We start from the raw sequence: 20,950 nt of genomic DNA on the forward strand, positions 1-20,950 counted from the left end.
TATAAATTTATTGGGTGAATTAACTAATTGGGCTCGCTAATAGAGGGTGATTTATGCATAAATAATTGTGCATGTTTCAAGCATTCTATTTACGAGTGGGGTGTAGAGGGGGCATGAACCAATTTTTAATTGGGACAGGTTTTGTTTTGATTGCGTCAGGCACAGCTTTCGCAAATACGGTAACCACGCCAGAATACCTTCAGCAGCAACAGAATATTATCATACAACAAGAACAACAACGTCAGCATGAAAGAGATTTGCTGAACGATAAGGAACCGCCCAAACGTATATCGCCGGATAAGCCAAACAAGGGGCTAACAGCAGATCCCAATGTTTGTTTTGAATTTCATGAAATCACGTTTCAAGGCTCTGAACATTTTTCTGATGAAGAGTTAAAAATCCTTGTTTCTGGTTATCTTAATGATTGCGTTACTTTAGCAGATTTACAACATCTCCTTAGTGAATTGAATACGTATCTAAGTGACTTGGGATACATAACCACAAGAGCTTATCTACATTCACAAGATTTATCTGATGGAATACTGAGTATTTTCATTCAGGATGGTAACATTGAATCTATCAACCTATTTGAAAATGAAGAACCGCGTATAGAAGGTTTAACCGTTTTTCCGATACAAAATGGGGCTTTGTTGAGTCTGCGTGACCTAGAACAAGGTATCGATCAAATTAATCGTCTTCAATCGTTCGACGCTAAATTGGATTTACAACCAGGTTCTAAAGAAGGTTTGAGTGTTGTTGATGTGAATATGACCAGAACAAAGCCTGTATCATTAACCATATCGACGGATAATAATGGATCAGACTCAACAGGTGTTAGACAATATACCTTTAATGCCGTCGCAGAAGATTTCTTTGGTATTTATGATCAATGGAATTTGAACATCGCTCATGATGGCGAACATAATCAAGATTTGTTAGCCAAAAAAAGCATGAGTTTGAGTTGGTCAATCCCCCTAGGATATTCATCAATTCGAGGGTTCAGCAGTTACTATAAATATCAAACCAGTTTTAGTAGTTCTAATCAGGTGTTTGAATCAAAAGGAAATAGTACCAGTCATAGCTTAGAGCTTGATCACGTAATGATGAGAGATCAAATATCTAAAACGGGCTTTAACATTGGTATCAATTTTCAAAATGATCGAAATTATATCGAAGAAACCTATCTAGAAGAAAGCAGTAGAAAATTATCCTCTTTAGCATTGGAGATATGGGATAGTCGCCGTCTGGGGGATGGCAGTTTGTCTTCCTCATTGGGATTGGAACAAGGATTACGAATTCTTGGGGCTAAGGAGGATAGCGGTCTTTCCCCAAATGATCCTGAGGCTCAATTCCTTAAATGGATAAGTTCTGTTCAATTTTATTATCCTTTTCAACTTGAAACAGAGAATTTGGGAATAAGTAATTCAATTACTTTTCAGTATAGCAAGGACGAATTGTTTGGTTCAGAACAAATTGGCGCTGGTGGTCAATATAGCGTGCGTGGATATCGCAATAACAGCATTTCCGGCGATACAGGTGGATATATCAGAAATGAAATTATCTGGTATCCACAGATAGATCATCAGCTTTTTGATGGAACAAATATAGAGACTTTCGTTGCCTATGATGCTGGATGGATTAGGTCGGATCTGAATGATGCATTTGAAGGGGGGCGTGTTTCCGGTTCAGCTTTGGGAATGCGCGTCAATGGGGAATATTTGATTGCCGAAATCACATATGAAAAACCGCTAACAGGCGCCTTCTCCTTCGATAAGGAAGGCAGTTCAATACGTGCCAGTGTTGGAATGAAGTTGTAATTGATTGAGATGAAGTATGTTGTTCAATACGTATATTAATAATTTCTACTATAAGATTAATTTTATAAATAAAATCAATTTATTAAAGAAAATATTTACTCTTTTTGTCGGGTTTAGTTTTCTCGCACAATCAATTGTACCTTCTTATGCAACCGATATTACCATTGACCCGTCGAGCGGAAATACATTTATCTCATCTTCAATAAACGGAACCCCAGTTCTGAATATTGCAACACCAACAGGAAATGGTGTTTCACATAACAAGTTCAAGAATTTTAACGTGAGTGCTCAAAACCTAGTTGTGAATAACAGTGCTGATGCGGGAATCTCCAAACTTGGAGGAGGTGTTCTAGGTAATATAAATCTGCAAAAAGGTAATGAAGCGCGCTTAATTCTAAACGAAGTCACGGGGGCGACGCGTTCACAGTTAACGGGCGCAATAGAGTTATTTGGCAGTTCAGTGCCGTTGGTTCTTGCCAATCCGAATGGAATTACCTGCAATGGCTGTGGATTTATCAATACACCAAAGGCGTCTCTGATTACAGGAAGTCTTGATCAAAACCGTTTACATTCTATTAATCCGCAATTCGATCTTAGTCAGGAAAGTGTACAAATTGGCCCAGATGGTTTGAACTTTGGTGATGCGACTTCCGGGGAAATTATCTCTAGGCTAGTAGATCTGAACGGGGAAATTCATGGTGGCGCTGTTGATGTCGTGACAGGTTATGGAAAATATGATTTCCAATCCAAGTCATTTGCAGAACAAATAGTTGATGATGCAACAAAGCCAGGTTTTTCAATCGATTCTACGCTGTTGGGCGGCATATATGCAGGGCGTATATCCTTGGTTGCCAATGAAAATGGAGTTGGGGTAAAGGCGCCTGATAATATGTCTGCGTCTTTAGGCGATATGCGCCTTACTGCAGATGGTCAACTTATCGTCAAAAATCTGGACGCCAATGGATCAGTTTATCTAGAAAGTAAGTCTGACAATATTGATCTGCAGGGAACAATTGCAACAAAGAAGAATATTAATGCAACTGCTCAAGATATTACGCTAATCGCTGCAAAAGAAATAGCAGCGAAAGAAAATATAAATATCTCTGCCACTAATCTCTCCATTAATGCGGATTCAAAGGTTGTTGCGAGCGGGTCTATTGAGGTTAACACCGTCAGTCATCTTGAAAATGCAGGCGCGATGTCCGCAGCAGGTCAACTGAATGTCACTAGTCAAGACAGGTTAACAAACTCCGGGGATATGACAGGTGATATAATCGATATTACTGCTGATGGTAATTTTGATCATTCCGGGAATATTGAGGCTTTAAAAACAGCAAAGATCAATGCGACATCTACAATGAATATGTCGGGAAATATTCTTTCTCTACAAGATGTAATTTTGAATAGTCATCAATTGACGATGTCAAATACTGCAAACCTTAAAGCGGATGAGGATATCGAACTTGTTCTTACACAAGATTCAACATTGGATGGAGAAATTGTCGCAGGCCAAAATGTCAAGGTAACCACTCAAAACAATCTAACATCCAATGCCTTATTACAGGCCCCGAATATGGAATTTGCCATCGGGTCAAACTTTACCAGCACAGACAGAATTATCAGTGGCGGTGATCTGACATTTACAAATGCAAGCAGCAGTTTCACCAATGAAGGTGAAGTCGTGCTATCGGGAACTTTATCCCATGAAGGTAAAGTGATTAATGCCGATGGTGGTAAAATTGTTGCCAATGATAATTTAACTATTTCTGTAAATGCCCTTGAGAATGCCGGTGATATTGACGCCAAAGGTTTAACCATTACCAGTACAGATACCATTGAGAATACGGCAACAGGCACAATTGATGCTGGTGATAATGGTTTAACTATTAATGTTGCAAACAATCTGACAAATGCAGGGCAGGTTCAAACTGAAGGTATTTTAAGTGCCACTGCAAGAGGCCTGACCAATAGTAATAATTTATTCGCCGCACGTAGCTTAAACCTCTCTTTGACAGATGCCATCGATAATACAGGCACAATTACGGGGGATGAGAGTTTAACCACTTCTTTTGCTGCGGCGGCTGCAACGCCATTGGTCACAGATGGTCAGTGGATAAGTAGTGGAGATCTTTCGTTAACCGGATTAAGTGACTGGACCAATAGTGGCCTGTTGATGGTGAAAGGCGATTTAATCGTCGAAGCAACAGGGGACGTTGTGAATAGTGCAGGTAGCATTATTGCGTTAAATGACTTGTCCATTACAGGAGAAGCAGGAGGCAGAGCCAATTCCATCACCAATGCCTCAGGTTTAATCCAGAGTGATAATGGGACTGTTACCTTAAAAGCGGATACGATTACCAACACACGTAAGGATTTGATTGTTACAAGTGGGTTGGTTTTCGATCAAACATACTCTGCGCTTCAACCAACTATTAGCACATATACTTATCAAGGATTTTGCGGAAAAGAAGGTGATACACCATGTCAAAAAACAGGTAAACGTTACCACTATTCCAATGGTCAGGTCAGCACAGGCGAACCCAATGATGGTGTGCTGCCTTCCATAAATTCCGTGCCGGGGGCGTCTATTTCCGGCGCGGGTTATGCCTATATGTTAGATGGTAGTACAGTTATCGTTCCCCATCCTGACCGCGGGATGGATTACGCAGCCTATTATGATGAAGGCCCTGTTAGAGTTCAGCAATATAAGACTGAATTGGCAGGCGGCGCCCGCGGTACAATCCAGTCTGGCCAGAATATCGTTATCGACGCCAATACGCTTAACAATAATTACAGTACCATCGCCGCAACCGGCGACATCGATATCTCTGGTGGGGATCTCAATAATTCAGGTCTTGCCTTGACCAGCCAACTCTATTTCTCGGCCTATTATGGGAATTACAATCGTTGTTTTGGTGGCCCGTGTAAATGGTTTGGGAATGGCGGCGGTCGTTTGCTGGTTGAAACCACATCTGCCGGGATTGAAGCTGCGACCATTCAGGCGGGGGGCAACGTTAATTTAAATTTAACAGGTACCGTAACCAACAACAGTGATATTGAATCCGGTATGACTATCCGTCCGGATGCCGCAGTTCTAGTAGATACAATTGATAAAGGTAATCGCGCTGCTCTTGATTATAGTTCCATTGCCCAAGGGGCGTCTTTAGCCGCCTTTAATGGGGTCGAAGGAAACCTTCAGGCCAATCCAAAAGACCCGCTTGCGCGTGTTGAAACAAGCAATTCTGCTTTACATGGTTTCTTAACCAACAATGTATCAGGCTTTGACAGTCTTTTTGCACAAGCCGCACCAAATCAGTCGGTTTTATTTGAAACACGTTTTGCCTATGCGGATTTAGGTCAATTCTATGGCTCTGACTATTTCATTAGCAGCCTCCCTGAATTCACCATTGATGCGGATGTGAAACGTCTGGGGGATTCCTATCTGGATACCCGCTTGATCCACGAACAAATCATGCAGCAAACTGGTAAACGCTGGCTTGATCCATCCATTGCCGATGATAGCGCACAGATGAAAAATCTGCTGGATGCGGGGATTCAATATGCAAAGGATATGAATATCTCGCCTGGTGTTTGGTTAACACAGGAACAGATCAATAATCTGAATCAGGATCTGGTCTGGTATGTGGAGATGGTCGTTGAAGGGCAACGTGTTCTTGTCCCGAAAGTTTATCTCGCAAGCACAACAAATGCGGAGCTGACCGATACGGGTGCCGTTATTGCCGCCGTCGGGGATCTCACCGTGACCGCTTCCGAAGTGATCAATAAAGGTGGGGATATCATCGCCAGAAATGCGCAAATCACCGCCGCAGGAAATATCGTCAATAATTCCGGTCGGATTATCGCTGAAAAAGATGTCACACTGACCACCCTACTTGGTGATGTTATTAACACCACGGATACGATCACCGCGGTGACGAACCTGAATGCGGCTAAATCCATTCTTTATAAAGATGGATCTATTCAGTCGGGTGAAGATTTAACTATAGATGCCGCCAATGATGTTTATATCTCCGGTGCCAATACTGAATCTGGTGAGGATACTACGATCAATGCGCAAAATAACATTGTGGTTGATGGGGTTGGCCTTGTTGAAAAATATGACCAATCTGGCGCAAGCGAAGGGTTCCACGATACTTATACCAAAGATAATCTGATCTGGAAGACCTCCAGCATCAAATCTGGTGGCAATCTAAATGCCACCGCCAATAACGATATTTCCCTCCTTGGGGCCCAGATTGAGGCCGCCAAAGCAGTCAATATTGATGCGGGGAATAACCTGACCGTTGGTACTTTGGTGGATCAGATCAATGTGCATTACGGCGAAGAATCCGACAAGAAAACCCTTAAGTATGATTATCAAGCCCAGTTAAACAAGCTGACCAGCATCAAAGCGGGTGAAGAGATTTCACTCAAAGCACGTAAAGATTTGGAACTGGTTGGGTCCAAACTGGAAGCGGGCGAAGATATCTTCCTTGAAGCGACTGAAGGCGGCATTCGTCTCCTGACGGCGCGCGACAGCACATTTGAATCCCTAGAAAAGAATTATGAAGGCAAAGCTTGGTTCAAGATGCATAGCCAAGGCGAAATTGCCGAAACTGTGTCTATGGTCTTGATGGAAGCCCAAGGCAGTATCAACTTCAAATCTGCCGAAGGGATCACTGTTGAATATCGTGAAAGTGGCAACCTTTTAGAAGATGCAGCTGCTTTATCCAAATTACCGGGCCTTGAATGGATGGAAGAGGCCCTTGAACGCGAAGATATTGACTGGGTTGCGGTTCAGGAACATTACGAAAGCTGGGATGAGAAAAACGAAGGCATGACCGGCGCCGCCATGGCGGTGGTGGCCATTGCCGTGGCAGTGGTAACAGCCGGGGCTGGTGCAGCCATGCTGGCTGCTGCACAGGGGGTGGCGGTAAGCTCATTGGGTACTGTTGCAACAGCTGTTGCAAATGCTGGGTTTACTAGCATGGTTACAACCGCAGCAACCGCCACAATCAATTCTAAAGGTAAACTAGGGGCAGGTATTAAAGCCGTTGTTTCTAAAGAAGGTATGAAATCCCTACTCTCTGCCGTATTGGTCGCCGGAATTACAGCCGGGGTCACCAACACAGCTGGTGCAGCCGCTAATGGGAGTTCTGGTGCAAATAATACCACATTATTTGATATGACTAATTTAGAGTCTTTGCCCACGGTAGCTAAAAATCAACTCATTAATGCTGCAGTTAAAGCAAGTGTAAATAGCGCGATTTATGGCGGTGATTTTGGCGAGAATATGAAAGATGCCTTTGTAACAGCGGCTATCAATGTAGCATCTTCACAAATATATAACATGATTGGTGATTTTGCAGCGGGTAGTCTGAACGAAGATCTTGGTTTAAGCGACGGGTTCAAACTGGAAGATGGATCTGTTGAGAAAATCCTTCTTCATGCCGTGGCTGGATGCGGTATCGGCGAAGCACGAAGTGGTGGTTGTTTTGCTGGGGCGATTGGGGCGGGTCTCCAAGAGGCGTTAGGGGATGGTTATGCATCGGTCTCATCTGATCCCCAAATGCAGGCTCAGTTGGCGGGTTTAGTTGCTGCGGTTGCTGTCGCTCTATCCGGCGGGGATGCAGATGCCGTCAATACGGCTAATGCAACAGCCTATGATGCAAACCTTTACAATCGCCAACTTCATACAAAAGAAATCTTGGCGATTAAGGAAAAGGCAGAGGCTTTAGATGGTGTTGATGGTTTGAGCGCAGCGGAATGGCAACAAATCCTCGGTCAGGAAGCCATGCGTTTGAATGATGAAGATAATAGCGAATTATTTACAGCATTATCTGAACGCACCGATTTGTCTGGTGCTACCATTCAAATAGCACAAACAGCTATTTCGGATATGATTGCTGCAAATGATGCGACCTTTATAAACGAATTGGGACAGCAACTAAGCTTCCTATCTGAAAATGACGGAGGTCGTTATTTCTCTGAAGCAGCGATGTTATCGAAGGAAATTAGTCAAAACGCAGAATTTTATAATGTAATTTTAAAAGATTCTATTCCGCCTCAATATGACCAATTGGGTGAATTAATTTCTCCTTCTTCATTATTCCAAGCAAATATTTTTGCTAATGTAACCGATCACCGGGATTTTATCGGTGGGGATAATTACGATGGGAATAATTTCGTCGAAGCGCTCTTTGGATATGAAGATAACCCTACACCTGAACAAATTGTCGCCCGTCAGCAAGAGATGTTGTCTTATGCAAAAACGGCAAATGAAACTTTCGAAGTTATTAACGCGAGACTTGCCAGTGATGATCTAACACCTATCCAGAGAGAACAATTACTTGAGCTTAAATCTGACACACTTGATGTCGCAGTCACGACTCTAGAAGGAATAAGTTACCTTAGAGAAAAAGGAGCAGGTGAAGGTATAGCTGAATTTCTCTCGTCTTCTGCACAGGCCACGCTTTTACTTGTGGCTGATCAGGTTAATCTAGCACTTGATCTGGTTATACCGGAAGAGGCTTTGGGACTTGATTGGGGGGCAGGTGAACAGGCTATGGCAAACAATCAGGCTTTAACGAAAGCACTTGTTAAGCTTGCCTATGAATTAAAAGATGACCCAGTTGGTTTTTTGAATGACGTTATAGATGGCTATTCCAACAGATTTGCTGAAGCTGATAAATTAGAAGCCGCAGGAGATGTGATCGGCGCAGAAAGATTACGTAATAATGCTGAGGCTGAACTTATATCAACTGTTGCTGGACTTGCGGGTACAGCGAAAGCTGTCATAAAATCGGGTTTAAATAAGTTAGATGTACAAGTTGCTACAAATAGATTGCCGGATTTCCAACATGGTATACCACAAGGCGAATATGATGCTATTAATCCCGGTCCACTTGATGATGGTTTGGCAGGAACTTTTTCTGGTGGAAAGTATACGGAAGTTGTTTTAGATAAAGATGTGATCTTACATCGGGCTGGTACAGAGGATACACCTCTAGGACAATTTTTTACGCAAAATTCTCCGGACGGTGTTCTTAAAACAAGAATTGATAGTGCAGTATTACCTGAATGGCCTGGTGGAGGTGCATCGCCAATAGATTCAGCTTTTGAGGTGAAAATCCCCGCAGGAACAAGAGTATATGTGGGTGAAGTTGGTTCGCAAGGAGGAATATATGTTGGTGGAACGCAACAAATCGTGGTTCCTAAACCGTGGTTAATTGAGGGTGTTCAAGTTATTGGGAGTAAACCTCTTCAATGAGTAAGGTAGATATTGAAAAAGCCGAACTATATTTGTCCGAAATGGGAGAGTTATTAGAGAAAAATAATTGTTCTCCATTTTGGGCAAATAAATTGAAATCTCTCGCGGCAAAAAAAACACTGTGTCCAGATGATTTTAGGGTCCAGATTAAAAGTATGTTTGGTGGAATGGGGTCATTGAATGATCTTGTATTATTAGATGATGATGGGAAGGTTGATCGTGATCTTAATATAATCTTTGATGATTTGAGAAAGAAGTTATTTGATGTAATCTAGAGTATTTCCCTCCTTGGGACCCAGATTGAGGCCGCTAAAGCAGTCAATATTGATGCGGGGAATAACCTGACTGTCGATATTTTGGTTGATCAGATCAATGTGCATTACGGGGAAGAATCCAACAAGAAAACCCTAAAAATGATTATTAGGCTCAGTTAAATAAACTAGTTAGTTTGAATACAGGTGGGGAGTTTTCTTCAAAGCCCAGCATGACTTAAGCCTGATCGACAGATAGACTTGATACGAGAATAATAGGGGGTGTCTCGTGATAAAATTAACGCATATCCTTAACAAGCAAGACCTCGCATTTTTGATACATCTTGACGTATGAATTGTGCGTTCTTGTTAATGGTGCAAATTTAATTGACATGAGAATCGTTCTCATTTAACTATTTTTACAGATATTGGTGCTTCAAATTTTGAGGTGAAAAGGGAAATTGGTGAAAATCCAATACTGCCCCCGCAACTGTAAACGGTTAGCGTCGACTGATAATGCCACTGGTAGAAAATCGTCTATTGGGAAGGTTATGTCGAAAAGCAAAGATCCGTATAGTCAGGAGACCTGCCAGTATTAGCGTTACCCGTCCTTCATACGGGGAGGTTTGAAGGCATGGCAACCCATTGTGGTGACGCAACTTGTGTCGCTATGGTGGGAATTAATCAATATATCTGATCAATTTCCAAATAAATATGTGAGATCCGTTTAACTCAGTTACACAGTTAAATGGATTTATATGTTTTCTATAGCTTAATTTTGTTTTGGCTTTGATAGGAAGGCTCCCTCTCAACCTATCGATGATCAAAAAAAGATGTTGGCAAACGTAACACAAAACAATAAATGTTATGTTATAACATATCAAATATATGGAAAGTTCTATGCTATCTAAATTACACAATTTTTCTGCAGCTGGTCTATTAGCTACCACTTTGATTGCGTCCGCAACATTTACTGCTACAAATTTGTCCACGGCTATGGCCGACGAAAATATTATGACAGTTGCCGTGCCTTTTGGCCCTAAAGGTTCCGTGCCTGATCCACGTGCCCGTCAAAATGGCTGGATCAGTAACCGCGCAGGGGTTTCAGAAACACTAATTGGCCTGACCTATGATATGCAACAAGCCCCAAGGCTCGCGGTTTCTTATGATCAAATATCACCGACAGAATGGAAAATTGGATTACGCAAAGGTGTAAAATTCCATGATGGTAGTGCAATGACCGCCCAAGATGTGAAAGCGTCTTTTGAAAAACTTTCTGAAGAAGGTCATTCGGCTCATAATCCACGGCTTGTGAAATTACTTGGTATCAAAGAAATTAAGATTGTAGATGATCACACTCTTGTTTTTGAAACCAATACACCAAATTCTGCTTTTCTTTGGTCTTTAACTGAGCCTTCGGCTGCTGTCATGAAAGAAGGTACTAAGGAACTTCCTTTAATTGGTACTGGGCCTTTTGTCTTCAAGGAAGCTGAAACGGGAAAATTCTATCGTACCGTTGGATTTGATCAGTATTGGGGAGGAAAACCAAATCTAGACGGTCTTGTTTTAGATACAATTCCTGATCCTTCAGTTGCGGCCTTGGCATTGCGTTCTGGTGACGTTGATGTTGTTACAAACTTCAATGAACAAGAATTTGATAAAGTGAAACAAAGCGGTGACTTTAATACCTATGCAACTGAAACTTTACGTCTGTTCTTTATTCAACCCCAAACAGAAAAAGGCCCGTTGAAACACAAAGTTTTGCGTCAGGCAATTTCATTGGGGCTTGATCGTGATTTGATGGTTCAGGTTGCACTGGCAAATGTGGGTGGTGCCGCGTCAAAATCTATCTTCCCACAACAAATGAAATCTTGGGTGAATAAAGCGGTTGACCTTCCGTTCAACGTAGAAAAAGCCAAAGAAATTTTGGATGCTGCAGGTATCAAAGATTCTGATGGCAATGGTATTCGTGAAGTCGATGGTGCAGACATTGTATTGAAAGTTCGCTCATACGAAGGTCGCCCTGCTTTGAAACCGTCTCTGGAAATTACGCAAGCCTTGTTGCAACAAATTGGTATCGGTGCGGAAGTTTCCATGGGTGAATGGGGTGCGAATAATGCATCTCTGGAAGCGGGTGAAATTGATATGCATCTTCAGGCATGGGGTACTGCCCCTCAAGGTGATCCAGACTATTTCCCATCCACACTTGTACAAACGGGGGCAAAGTATAATGTTTCTGGATACAGCAACTCTCTTGTCGATAAGTTGTTAGAACAGGGACGAAATGAGTTTGATAACGAAAAACGCAAAGTCTTCTATGATGAAGTACAAGAAATCATCAATGAAGAACTGCCTTTGATCCCTCTATTCCATAAAACACAGGTATCTGTGTCGTCTAAGGCCGTGGAAGGATATAAAATCCATCCTGCTGAAACTTACCTCGCAACACCAGAGCTTACTCTTGTTAAAGAGTAAAGAGCTGTTGTTGTCCTGCGCCGGGTTGAGTGTCCATATGGATACTCAGCCCATCTTGCAGGAGATTGACTTGTCTATCTATGCAGGTGAAAAAGTCGCTATCGTAGGCCGTTCTGGTTCTGGGAAATCTACTCTGCTGCGCGGTTTGTTTGGGTTGTATGCACCGATGAAACGAACGAACGGCAGTATTCAATTTCAGGACCAGATGAAATCTTCTGATATTGCCTATGTTCCGCAAAATCCAGATTTCGGATTTGATCCGCTAAAAAGGCTCGTTTGGCAGTGGAAACAATTTTGCAAATGGCATTTGAAAGCAGCTGGCAAAGAAGTTGAAGATTTACAAGAAACGCTTACTGCTTTCGGTTTACCAGCATTAGGTCGGAAATACCCACATCAATGGAGCCGTGGTATGCAACAAAGATTGCTTATTGCGAAAGCTATTGCGACACATCCACGATTGCTTGTTCTTGATGAGCCAACCTCCGCATTAGACCCAATAATTGCATCTGTTGCGTTGGATCATATCTCTGAATATTCAGTTAAAGAAAATATGGCTTTGCTTATGGTTACTCATGACATTGGGCTCGCCACAGAATTTGCTGATCGGATCATCGTTTTGGAAGGTGGGTTATTGGCGGAAAACACGCCGAAAGAACAATTCCTCAAGAAACCAGCTTCCGAAGCAGGAAAGTATCTGTTGAGGTTTAAATCTTGGTCCATAAACCAGAATAAGGCAGCTTAGTGGTTATGCTTCAAGAAAGTTTATTGAAAGTCGAAAGCTTAACTGCCTTCACTGATACAACAAATCTGTTAGAAAATGTAAGTTTTGCTCTTGATTGCGGTGAAACACTTTGCGTCGTTGGAGAAAGCGGCGCAGGAAAGTCGACGTTATTAAAATCGTTGCTAGGAATTCAACCTTCTCACTGGAAACGTTTTCAGCATCACTTAGTGAATGGTGACATTGAAATTATTAACGTTGAAAAACGAACTTTGGGTTTACCTTTTACCCAATGGGTGGCTCAAGATCCACTTGCGGCATTAAACCCGCGATTAAATCTAAATGATCTAATTTCCGAAACACTTTATAAGCAAAATCTTCCAAAAGGGGAAAGAGCCGACAAAGTTATGCATGCTTTGGCGTCGGTGGATTTGCCCACTGATTGGTTACAAAGAAAACCGACGGAGTTATCTATCGGGCAAGCCCAAAGAGTATGTATTGCGCGCGCGATCATCTGTGAACCGAAACTCATTTTATTTGACGAACCATTAAGTGCGCTTGATGCAATTACACAGAAACAGGTTGCCGAGACAATGCACACGATCCACCAGGAAACGCAATATGCACAGATAATAGTGACGCATGACCTCGGTTTTGCGAAGGCTTATGCAGATAAGATACTTGTCTTGAAAAACGGTCAAGTAGACGCTTATGCGAGCGCATCTGATTTTTTCACAACGGACCAAACTGAATATTGCCATAAATTGCTGACGGCAGCCCAAAAGTTAGGGGTACTTTACTAATGATAAGGAACTTCACGCCCTATCTGATGCATCTATTAGGCTTTATTACGGTATTGCTTGGTATCAGCCTTATAACTTTTGCACTTTATTATTTTTCTCCCGGTGACAAAGCAGAAGCTATTGCCCGTGCGACTTATGAAGGTGAGATTGCGTTCTCAAACGAAGTTATACAAGGGATCATTATAAAGCACGGTTTGGATAAACCCTTTTTCGATCAATACTTGGCGTGGTTATTAAAAACGCTTTCTGGTGACTTTGGAAATTCATGGGTTTCAAATGCACCAGCTATAGATATCTTTATGGAAAATGTTGGCGGTACCTTGGAGCTTTCCGCTTATTCATTGATGCTTGGTCTTTTCATTGCTTTCTTACTTAGTATTCTTTGTTACATATATCCTGGTAGCGTTATCGACAAAGCTGCAATTGCTATCTCATCAATTGGCGCAGCAATCCCTAATTTCTGGTTGGCGCTTATATTGATTTTCGTTTTTTCCGTGAGTTTAAACTGGTTGCCAAGCTATGGATCAGATAGTTTTAGTCATCAAATACTCCCTGTCATTACGCTCTCTTTTTGGGTTATCTCTTCACAAACAAGGCTTCTTCGATCCTTCTTCTTAGAAGCAAAGCAAGCCCCTTTTATATCTACATTACGAATGAGAGGCGTATCAGAGGTTGAGATCTTCCTGAAGCATGTCATTCCTCATTCTACCTCATCTGCCCTAACGATGATCGCTCTTGATTTAGCGCATCTGCTGGAAGGGGCAATTATCATTGAGATCATCTTTGTGCGAGGCGGGCTTGGATCTTTGCTGATCTACTCAGTAGGTGCGCGGGACTACCCAATGCTAATCTTGCTTACTTTGTTCTCAGCCATTGTGTATTTGCTCACTAATATCTTTGTGGAACAGGTTCAATCGCTTCTTGATCCGCGAAAACGTGTTGCACTTTTAAAAAATAAGAAAATCAAAGTTAGCTCTTTGATCCCCTCAAAAAATTAGTTCCATAGTCTCTATCATGCCTCTCATAATCATTATTCTTTGTGTTATTATTGCCTTGGTCAGCCCTTATGATCCCGTGCAACCGGATTTCTTAAGCCGATTGGCGTTACCTTCTTTTGTACATCCTTTGGGTACAGATCACTTAGGCAGGGATATGCTTAGCCGTATTGCCCATGGTGCCATTTATTCCCTTGGTCTCGCTTTTTTGATTGTATCGATTGGAGCTATCGTTGGTATAGCGCTTGGTATCGTTGCAGGCTACGCAGGCAAGAAACTTGATTATGTACTTATGCGTTTTACAGACAGTTTCTTTGCTTTCCCTGAAATCATAGCCGCGATTGCAATGGCAAGTATCTTGGGCCCTGGCACGCGTAATATGGTCATCGCATTAGCTCTTGTAAGTTGGATGAAGTTCGCCCGTCTTGCACGGACATTGACCGTAAACGTTTTAAACAAAGATTTTATTCTACAAGCAGAATTAAACGGCTTACCAAAATGGATGATTTTCAAGCGTCATATTTTGCCAAATATCTTTATGAATCTTTTGGTTTTATGGACCAATGCATGGTCGCGTACCATTCTGACAATCTCTGGTTTGAGTTTTATTGGATTAGGCGTGCAGCCGCCAAACGCAGAATGGGGCGCTATGTTATTAGATGGTAAAAGCTATATGTTTACCCATCCATGGATCATGATTTTCCCCGGCATAGCGGTTTTAGTATCGGTATTATCTATCAATATTATGGGAGATCGCCTTCGCGATCGCCTAGATACATTAAGTTATAAATAAGTATTTGAGATTATCATGCAAAACGATTTTTACGGAATTATCTTACGTATCGGTGCTACTTTCTTCTTCACGTTGATGGTGATTTTTATCAAGATTTTAGCTGAAGATTATCCTGTTGGTCAGACCGTATTTTTTAGAAGTGCTTTTGCAATGATCCCATTGGTGATGATGCTTGTTATTATGGGAGATTTTCCATCTGGGCTAAAAACCAAGCGGCCGGGCGGACATATACTAAGGTGTCTTTTAGGATGTGTGGCAATGTTTGCATCATTTGCCAGCTTAAAATACTTACCGCTTTCTCACGCATCTATTCTGGGCTATTTAGCGCCGATTTTAGCTATTCTACTAGCTCGTGCATTGTTAAAAGAAAACGTCACTTTCACTCGTTGGATTGGTGTTCTCACCGGCTTTTCTGGTGTGGTTGTTTTAATTCTTCCAAATATTAATCTTGTGACTATCGATCATCTCTACATGTTGGGCGTAGGACTGGCATTAGCGATGGCTATCTTCACGGCAGGCGCGAAAATTCAGATACGTAGTTTAGCATTATCAGAAAATGCCGGGGCAATTGCTTTTTATTTTGCTTTAACTTGTGCTATCGCAGGCTTGATTACATTACCGTTTGGTTGGGTCATACCAAATTCTGTCGATCTACTTTATTTGATTGGATCTGGCATTGCTGGCGGTATTGCCCATATTATGATGACTTTAGGCTACAAATATTCTGATGTGTCTAAACTGGCAGCGTTTGAATATTTATCCCTTTTCTTTGCAGTGATTGCAGATCTAGTAATCTTTAACATTATTCCGTCTTATGCCTTTTACCCTTCAGCAGCTCTGATCTTAATTGGATCAATAATAGCAGCGTTTAAAGATGATAAGTTTAGATTAATGAGAGTTAAGTTTAGGGCAAACTAACAGATTTAGTTTTGTTTTTAACAGGAAATAGAAGACATTATAATCTATCATAAAAAACGCGAACCCATATTTTAAGGATTCGCGTTTTATGTGTCATTCCATTCTCATTTTATGAGTCACTTCACACAACAATTGTAAAGTGACACATAACTTGCGAACAGGTTTACCAGAAACATTACGTTTTTTACAATTTGTGACACATAAAATGCGAACGTTTTGACTCATATCTTGAGAATTTTTGAAATAAGCCCGTTAAAAATAGGCGAAGCAATTTATTCTAGATTTAGGAATATTTATACTAGGGGATGTGGGCAGCTTTAATAATAAGGTTGTCTAATTTTTTTGATGAGAACTGAGGCTTCAATATTTTCTAATACTACAGATCAGTCTATTGTAAATAAGCTGAATGCTATTTCTATTGAAGATCAAGATTACTGGTCGTTCAAAGGCCGTTCAAAACTTACTCAATGTCATGCTTTGATGCAGTATCCAGCAAGATTTAGAAAGTTAAACTGTCATCGAGAGATGATAACAGTCTAACTCGTTTTTTTATATTTAGGGTAAGGTTATGTTTTAATATCTATCATCAGCGAAATTTTTTGATGAAGTAAAACCTTTTAATTGATTTCAAATCGTCAAACACCATGTATAGGCATGGAACAAGTATCAGGATAATAGCTGTTGAAAACAGCACACCAAAGCCAAGAGAGATGGCCATTGGGATAAGATATTGTGCCTGTAATGATGTTTCTAGCAAGATCGGTGTTAATCCGCCAAATGTGGTTAATGTTGTTAGCACAATGGGACGAAAGCGTCTTAGTCCAGATTGGCTGATGGCTTCATAGGCTGTAATTTCATCTCCCATTTCCGCACGTAAACGGTTAGCATAATCGGTCATGATCAAGGATGCGTTTAAGACTACGCCTGAAAGGGCCACGACACCCATCATGGAAATGATCGAAATATCATAACCCATTATAATATGCCCGATCACAGCACCTATTGCCCCAAAAGGAATAGCACTTAATACGATGAAGGGCTGGGAATAGTTTCTAAATGCAACCGCCAGTAAGGCATAAATGACAATCATAGCCAGTCCAAAATATTTCCATAATGCATTCATGGATTTCTGCATTTCAGCATTTGAGCCTTCAAAGCTCCATGATAATCCCGGATAATCGGCACGTAACTGGGGTAGAATATCGTTATTTAAACTGTTAACAATTTGTGTAATTTCACGCTTTGGTTCGACATCTGTTGATACATTGACAATACGCTTACCATTGCGACGTGTGATCGATGAAAATGCTTCGGTATAGGTCAGCTCTGTTACTTCAAATAGAGGTACTTCTGATCCAAGTGGTGTTTGAATAATGAAATTTTCTAAATAAGATAGATCATTCCGTTCTGACTCAGGTAGTTTTACGCGAATTTCTGTTTCGCTATTACTGCGAAGTTGACGTATGGCAAGCAAGCCAAAGAATGCACCTCTAAGCTGCTGTCCAACATACTCCGGGGTAAGCCCTAATGCACTTCCCTCTGGCAATAAACGGAAATCAATCCGTTTTTTGCCTTTGTCAAAATTGTCGCCAATATCAGAGGTGTTTGAGAACTTTTTCAATTCTTCAACAAGGCGTTGACTGGCTTTTTCTAGGACATTGATATCACTATGGCTGAGATCCACGCTAATATCTGCACGCCAGCCACCCGGGCCGCGCTCAGCCTCAAAATTGATTTGATCAACACCGTGGATATCGCCGATCTCGTCACGCCAAAGTTCGATCACATCTTTTGCGCTCATATCTCGTTCATTGGGGGGGCGCATAACAATTTCAACATCAATTGAATCTTGTCCGCGTACATTTGTTTTTATACCTTCTGCGACCTCATGTAAGTTATGTTCGTCATACATGCGCTTTGTTGCTTCGGTTAATTTTAAAGCCATGCGTCCGGCTTGGGCAGGCGTTGTACCAACAGGCATCGATATACCAGCTTCAATTTCATCTGCGGAAACTTCTGGCATATTGATTATTCCCATATGTGCGCTAGTCGCATAATTACCAATAACAATAAGGAATGCTAAAGCAGCAGTAATTGTGATGTAACGATTACGCAGGAATATCTCTAAAAATTTTTTATAGGGACCATACACAAAACGATCAAAACGGTTGGAGAAATTCATTTGAATTTGTTTGATTGAACGTAAAAGTAAATTTTTGTTTTCACCTTTTTTTACATGGCCTAAATGTGCAGGAAGAATAAAAAGGGCCTCAAATAAAGACAGTGTCAGTACAGTTATGACAACAACAGGTAATGGCCACCAGAATAAACCAGTTTCCCCCGGAATAAACAGCAAGGGTACAAAGGCAATAAGTGTTGTGAGGATAGAAAAGATAACCGGCATTGCCACTTGTTTTGTGCCGATAATCGCAGCTTTCATTGGGTCATTATGTTTTTTGCGTTCTTCAAATACATTTTCCCCAATCACAATAGCATCATCGACCACAAGACCGAGTGCCACTAAAAATCCAAATAATGAAACCATATTAATGGTGACACCCACAGGCGGTAGAAACAACACAGACCCCACATATGAAATTGTCATACCCATCATCACCCAAAAACCTAATTTTGCGGCAAGGAAGAGGGACAAGATAAGCAACACAATCACAATCGAAGATGTACCATTTTCTAAAATTAGATTCAGTCGTTCCCGGAAATCTTGTGCATTATTACTATCAATACGCCATTCCACACCCGGTGGGGATGTTGTTTCAAATTCGGTCATAATGTCCATGACCGCTTGTTCAATATCTAGGGGGGATTCACTGCCAGTTCTGAAAATTGAAAGTTCCACCGATGGCATGCCGTTAAAGCGGGAATGAAAATTACCTTCAATAAAACCGTCTTTGATTGTTGCAAGATCACCTAATTGTATAATGCCACCATCTTGATCAGCGATGATGTAGATGTTTCGTAATTCTTGAGCCCATATTTTACGCTCATTCATACGTAACAATATTTCCCCATCATATGTTCTTACCGCACCAGCTGGAATGTCTTGAGAAGACTGACTAATGACTTGCGATACATCTTGAAGCGTTAATCCATATTGGCGCAATGTATCATTACTGATTTCAACATGCGTAATATATTCTGGCACACGTTGCAGTTCTACTTGTGTAATATTGGGGTCACTTAAAAAACGATCTCGTAAACCTTCTGCAATGTTTCGAAGTGTCCATTCATCAACAGGGCCAAATAGACCAACTTGCATTGCCTCTGTACGTTTTGCTTGTAGTTTTACTTCTGGTTCTTCTGCATCATTTGGGAATGTTTGGATACGTGCAATGGCTTGGTCGATATTTTGAAATGCTTGCATATGGTCAATAGTTGAGACCAGTTCAATTTGAATAGAGCCACTACCTTCTTTGGCTTCTGATGTGATGTCACGAATTCCCTCTAACCCACGTATCGCTTCTTCCACGGGTTGCAAGACACCTGTTTCTACTTCACTTGGTGCTGCACCAGGGTAACCCACATCCACAGTGACAATATCTAGTTGGAATTGAGGGTGAACTTCTTTTTGAATTTGTAAAGCTGTTACAATTCCGCCAATCAGTAAAATTACCATTAAAAGATTGGCTGCAACGGGGTTCTTTGCCATCCATGCAATGGGACCACGGTCATAGTTTTTGTATGATATGTTCATTTCAAATGATCTTTACTATTGTATTTCCGTACGCAAGGCCATGCCTTCAGCAACTGTTGCCAAACTGCTTGTTATCAACAGATCATTATCGTTAATCCCCTTGGATATATAGGCATATTCCTTATCTTTCATCACAACTGTGGCTTGGGAAATGTGCAACTTATTGTCTCTGTTCAACCAGACTGTATTGCCTTCGCGTAAGTAATCACGCTTAATACGAAAAACGTTTTTTAATAGCTTGCCTTCAATTTCAGTTTGCACAATGGAATCAACTAAAATGGGCTGCTTGTTGCGTTTTTGTATGGCAAGAGGGTCTTTGACAGAAACCAGCACTCGTGCAAGTCGTGTTGTTTGATCAAGGGCGCCAATCAAGCGAACAACATTGCCTTCACGCACAGCGTTTTCAGGCCATGCCTTAGGGCTCTTAATAATAACGCGTGCGCCTTGATTGTTGCCTTGCGGGAATGTGAGATGCTGTAGTTGGGAAACAGGTACGGCAACAATCACCCAATATTCATCGATACCAACCAAGCGAGCAATTTGCGTGTTTGTATTGATTTGAGACCCGATATTCACATTACGTGTGATAATTTGCGCAGCAAACGGGGTTTTCACCGATGCACGTTCAAGCTCCATTCGGGCTTGTTCAAAAGAAGCTTTAGCAGAATGAACTGCGGCTTTTGCAGCTTGCATCTGGGGCTCTCGGAGGACTAGAGCCTTATTTTTACCAATGAGTTGCTTATTAATTAATGCATATTCTTTTTTCGCAACTTCATATTTTCCACTTTCAATATCAAGTGCCGCTTTTGCTTGCTGTAATGCACTTTCCATTTGTTGCATGTTGTTTCTGTAATCGGCAGGGTCAATTTGCAACAGAATATCCCCAGATTTTACAATATTTCCTGGAATGAAGCTTTCTGAAATCTTTGTGATTTGTCCACTTACCCGTGGGTTTAAAATAATATCCTGTGCTGCTTGTACATTTCCTAATCCTTGTATCATAGGCGCGAAGTCACCTTTTTTAAGATGCTCGATTTCAATCAGCATGGCCGTTTTTTTAACCGCGTCCTCTTGTTCAACAGAAGGTTCAGTTGAGTTGATCCAAAAAATTAAAACTGTGGAAATCGCCAAAATTCCTAAAATCATGATGAAGGCAAGGATTCTATTTGGTGATTTTTGTATCTGTCCCTGTGACATG

11 protein-coding genes and 1 riboswitch are annotated in these 20,950 nt (G+C 41.4%); of the genes, 9 read left to right on the top strand and 2 right to left on the bottom strand.

Annotated elements, in window-relative coordinates; translation table 11 throughout:
• The first annotated feature begins 113 nt into the window (after nt 1-113).
• The 9 genes from ACOQOA_RS11450 to ACOQOA_RS11490 all read left to right on the top strand — a co-directional run bounded on the left by ACOQOA_RS11450 (nt 114) and on the right by ACOQOA_RS11490 (nt 16,040).
• Nucleotides 114-1,817, top strand: a complete 1,704-nt coding sequence (locus ACOQOA_RS11450) for a ShlB/FhaC/HecB family hemolysin secretion/activation protein (RefSeq protein ID WP_420548763.1) — start codon at nt 114-116, stop codon at nt 1,815-1,817.
• Between the two features lie 16 nt (nt 1,818-1,833).
• Nucleotides 1,834-9,087, top strand: coding sequence for a DUF637 domain-containing protein (locus ACOQOA_RS11455; RefSeq protein ID WP_420548764.1), 7,254 nt, complete (start codon nt 1,834-1,836; stop codon nt 9,085-9,087).
• Entirely contained in the window at nt 9,084-9,362 is a 279-nt protein-coding gene (locus ACOQOA_RS11460) for a DUF6966 domain-containing protein (protein WP_420548765.1), read from the top strand. The genes ACOQOA_RS11455 and ACOQOA_RS11460 overlap by 4 nt, the downstream gene beginning before the upstream one ends.
• A gap of 388 nt (nt 9,363-9,750) precedes the next feature.
• Nucleotides 9,751-9,947: riboswitch (cobalamin riboswitch) on the top strand.
• 291 nt (nt 9,948-10,238) lie between these two features.
• Nucleotides 10,239-11,813, top strand: coding sequence for an ABC transporter substrate-binding protein (locus ACOQOA_RS11465; RefSeq protein ID WP_420548766.1), 1,575 nt, complete (start codon nt 10,239-10,241; stop codon nt 11,811-11,813).
• A gap of 37 nt (nt 11,814-11,850) precedes the next feature.
• A complete protein-coding gene (locus ACOQOA_RS11470) occupies nt 11,851-12,555 on the top strand; it encodes an ATP-binding cassette domain-containing protein (RefSeq protein ID WP_420548767.1) in 705 nt (234 codons plus the stop codon).
• Between the two features lie 5 nt (nt 12,556-12,560).
• A complete protein-coding gene (locus ACOQOA_RS11475; protein ID WP_420548768.1) occupies nt 12,561-13,334 on the top strand; it encodes an ABC transporter ATP-binding protein in 774 nt (257 codons plus the stop codon).
• Between the two features lie 26 nt (nt 13,335-13,360).
• Entirely contained in the window at nt 13,361-14,332 is a 972-nt protein-coding gene (locus ACOQOA_RS11480) for an ABC transporter permease (RefSeq protein ID WP_420550104.1), read from the top strand.
• Between the two features lie 16 nt (nt 14,333-14,348).
• On the top strand, nt 14,349-15,122 hold the full coding sequence (locus ACOQOA_RS11485; RefSeq protein WP_420548769.1) for an ABC transporter permease: 774 nt from the start codon (nt 14,349-14,351) through the stop codon (nt 15,120-15,122).
• 15 nt (nt 15,123-15,137) lie between these two features.
• Entirely contained in the window at nt 15,138-16,040 is a 903-nt protein-coding gene (locus ACOQOA_RS11490; protein WP_420548770.1) for a DMT family transporter, read from the top strand.
• A 586-nt stretch (nt 16,041-16,626) separates the two neighbouring features.
• Here the strand turns inward: ACOQOA_RS11490 and ACOQOA_RS11495 are convergent.
• The gene (locus ACOQOA_RS11495; protein ID WP_420548771.1) at nt 16,627-19,752 is read right to left on the bottom strand and encodes an efflux RND transporter permease subunit; all 3,126 of its coding nucleotides are present in this window, start codon (nt 19,750-19,752) and stop codon (nt 16,627-16,629) included.
• Nucleotides 19,753-19,767: 15 nt separating this feature from the next.
• Nucleotides 19,768-20,949: an efflux RND transporter periplasmic adaptor subunit gene (locus tag ACOQOA_RS11500; protein WP_420548772.1), complete on the bottom strand. Its 1,182-nt coding sequence runs from the start codon at nt 20,947-20,949 to the stop codon at nt 19,768-19,770.
• Between the last annotated feature and the right edge of the window lies 1 nt (nt 20,950).

This window comes from Curvivirga sp. (genome assembly GCF_965219885.1).
Classification (GTDB): Bacteria; Pseudomonadota; Alphaproteobacteria; order UBA8366; family Aestuariispiraceae; genus Curvivirga.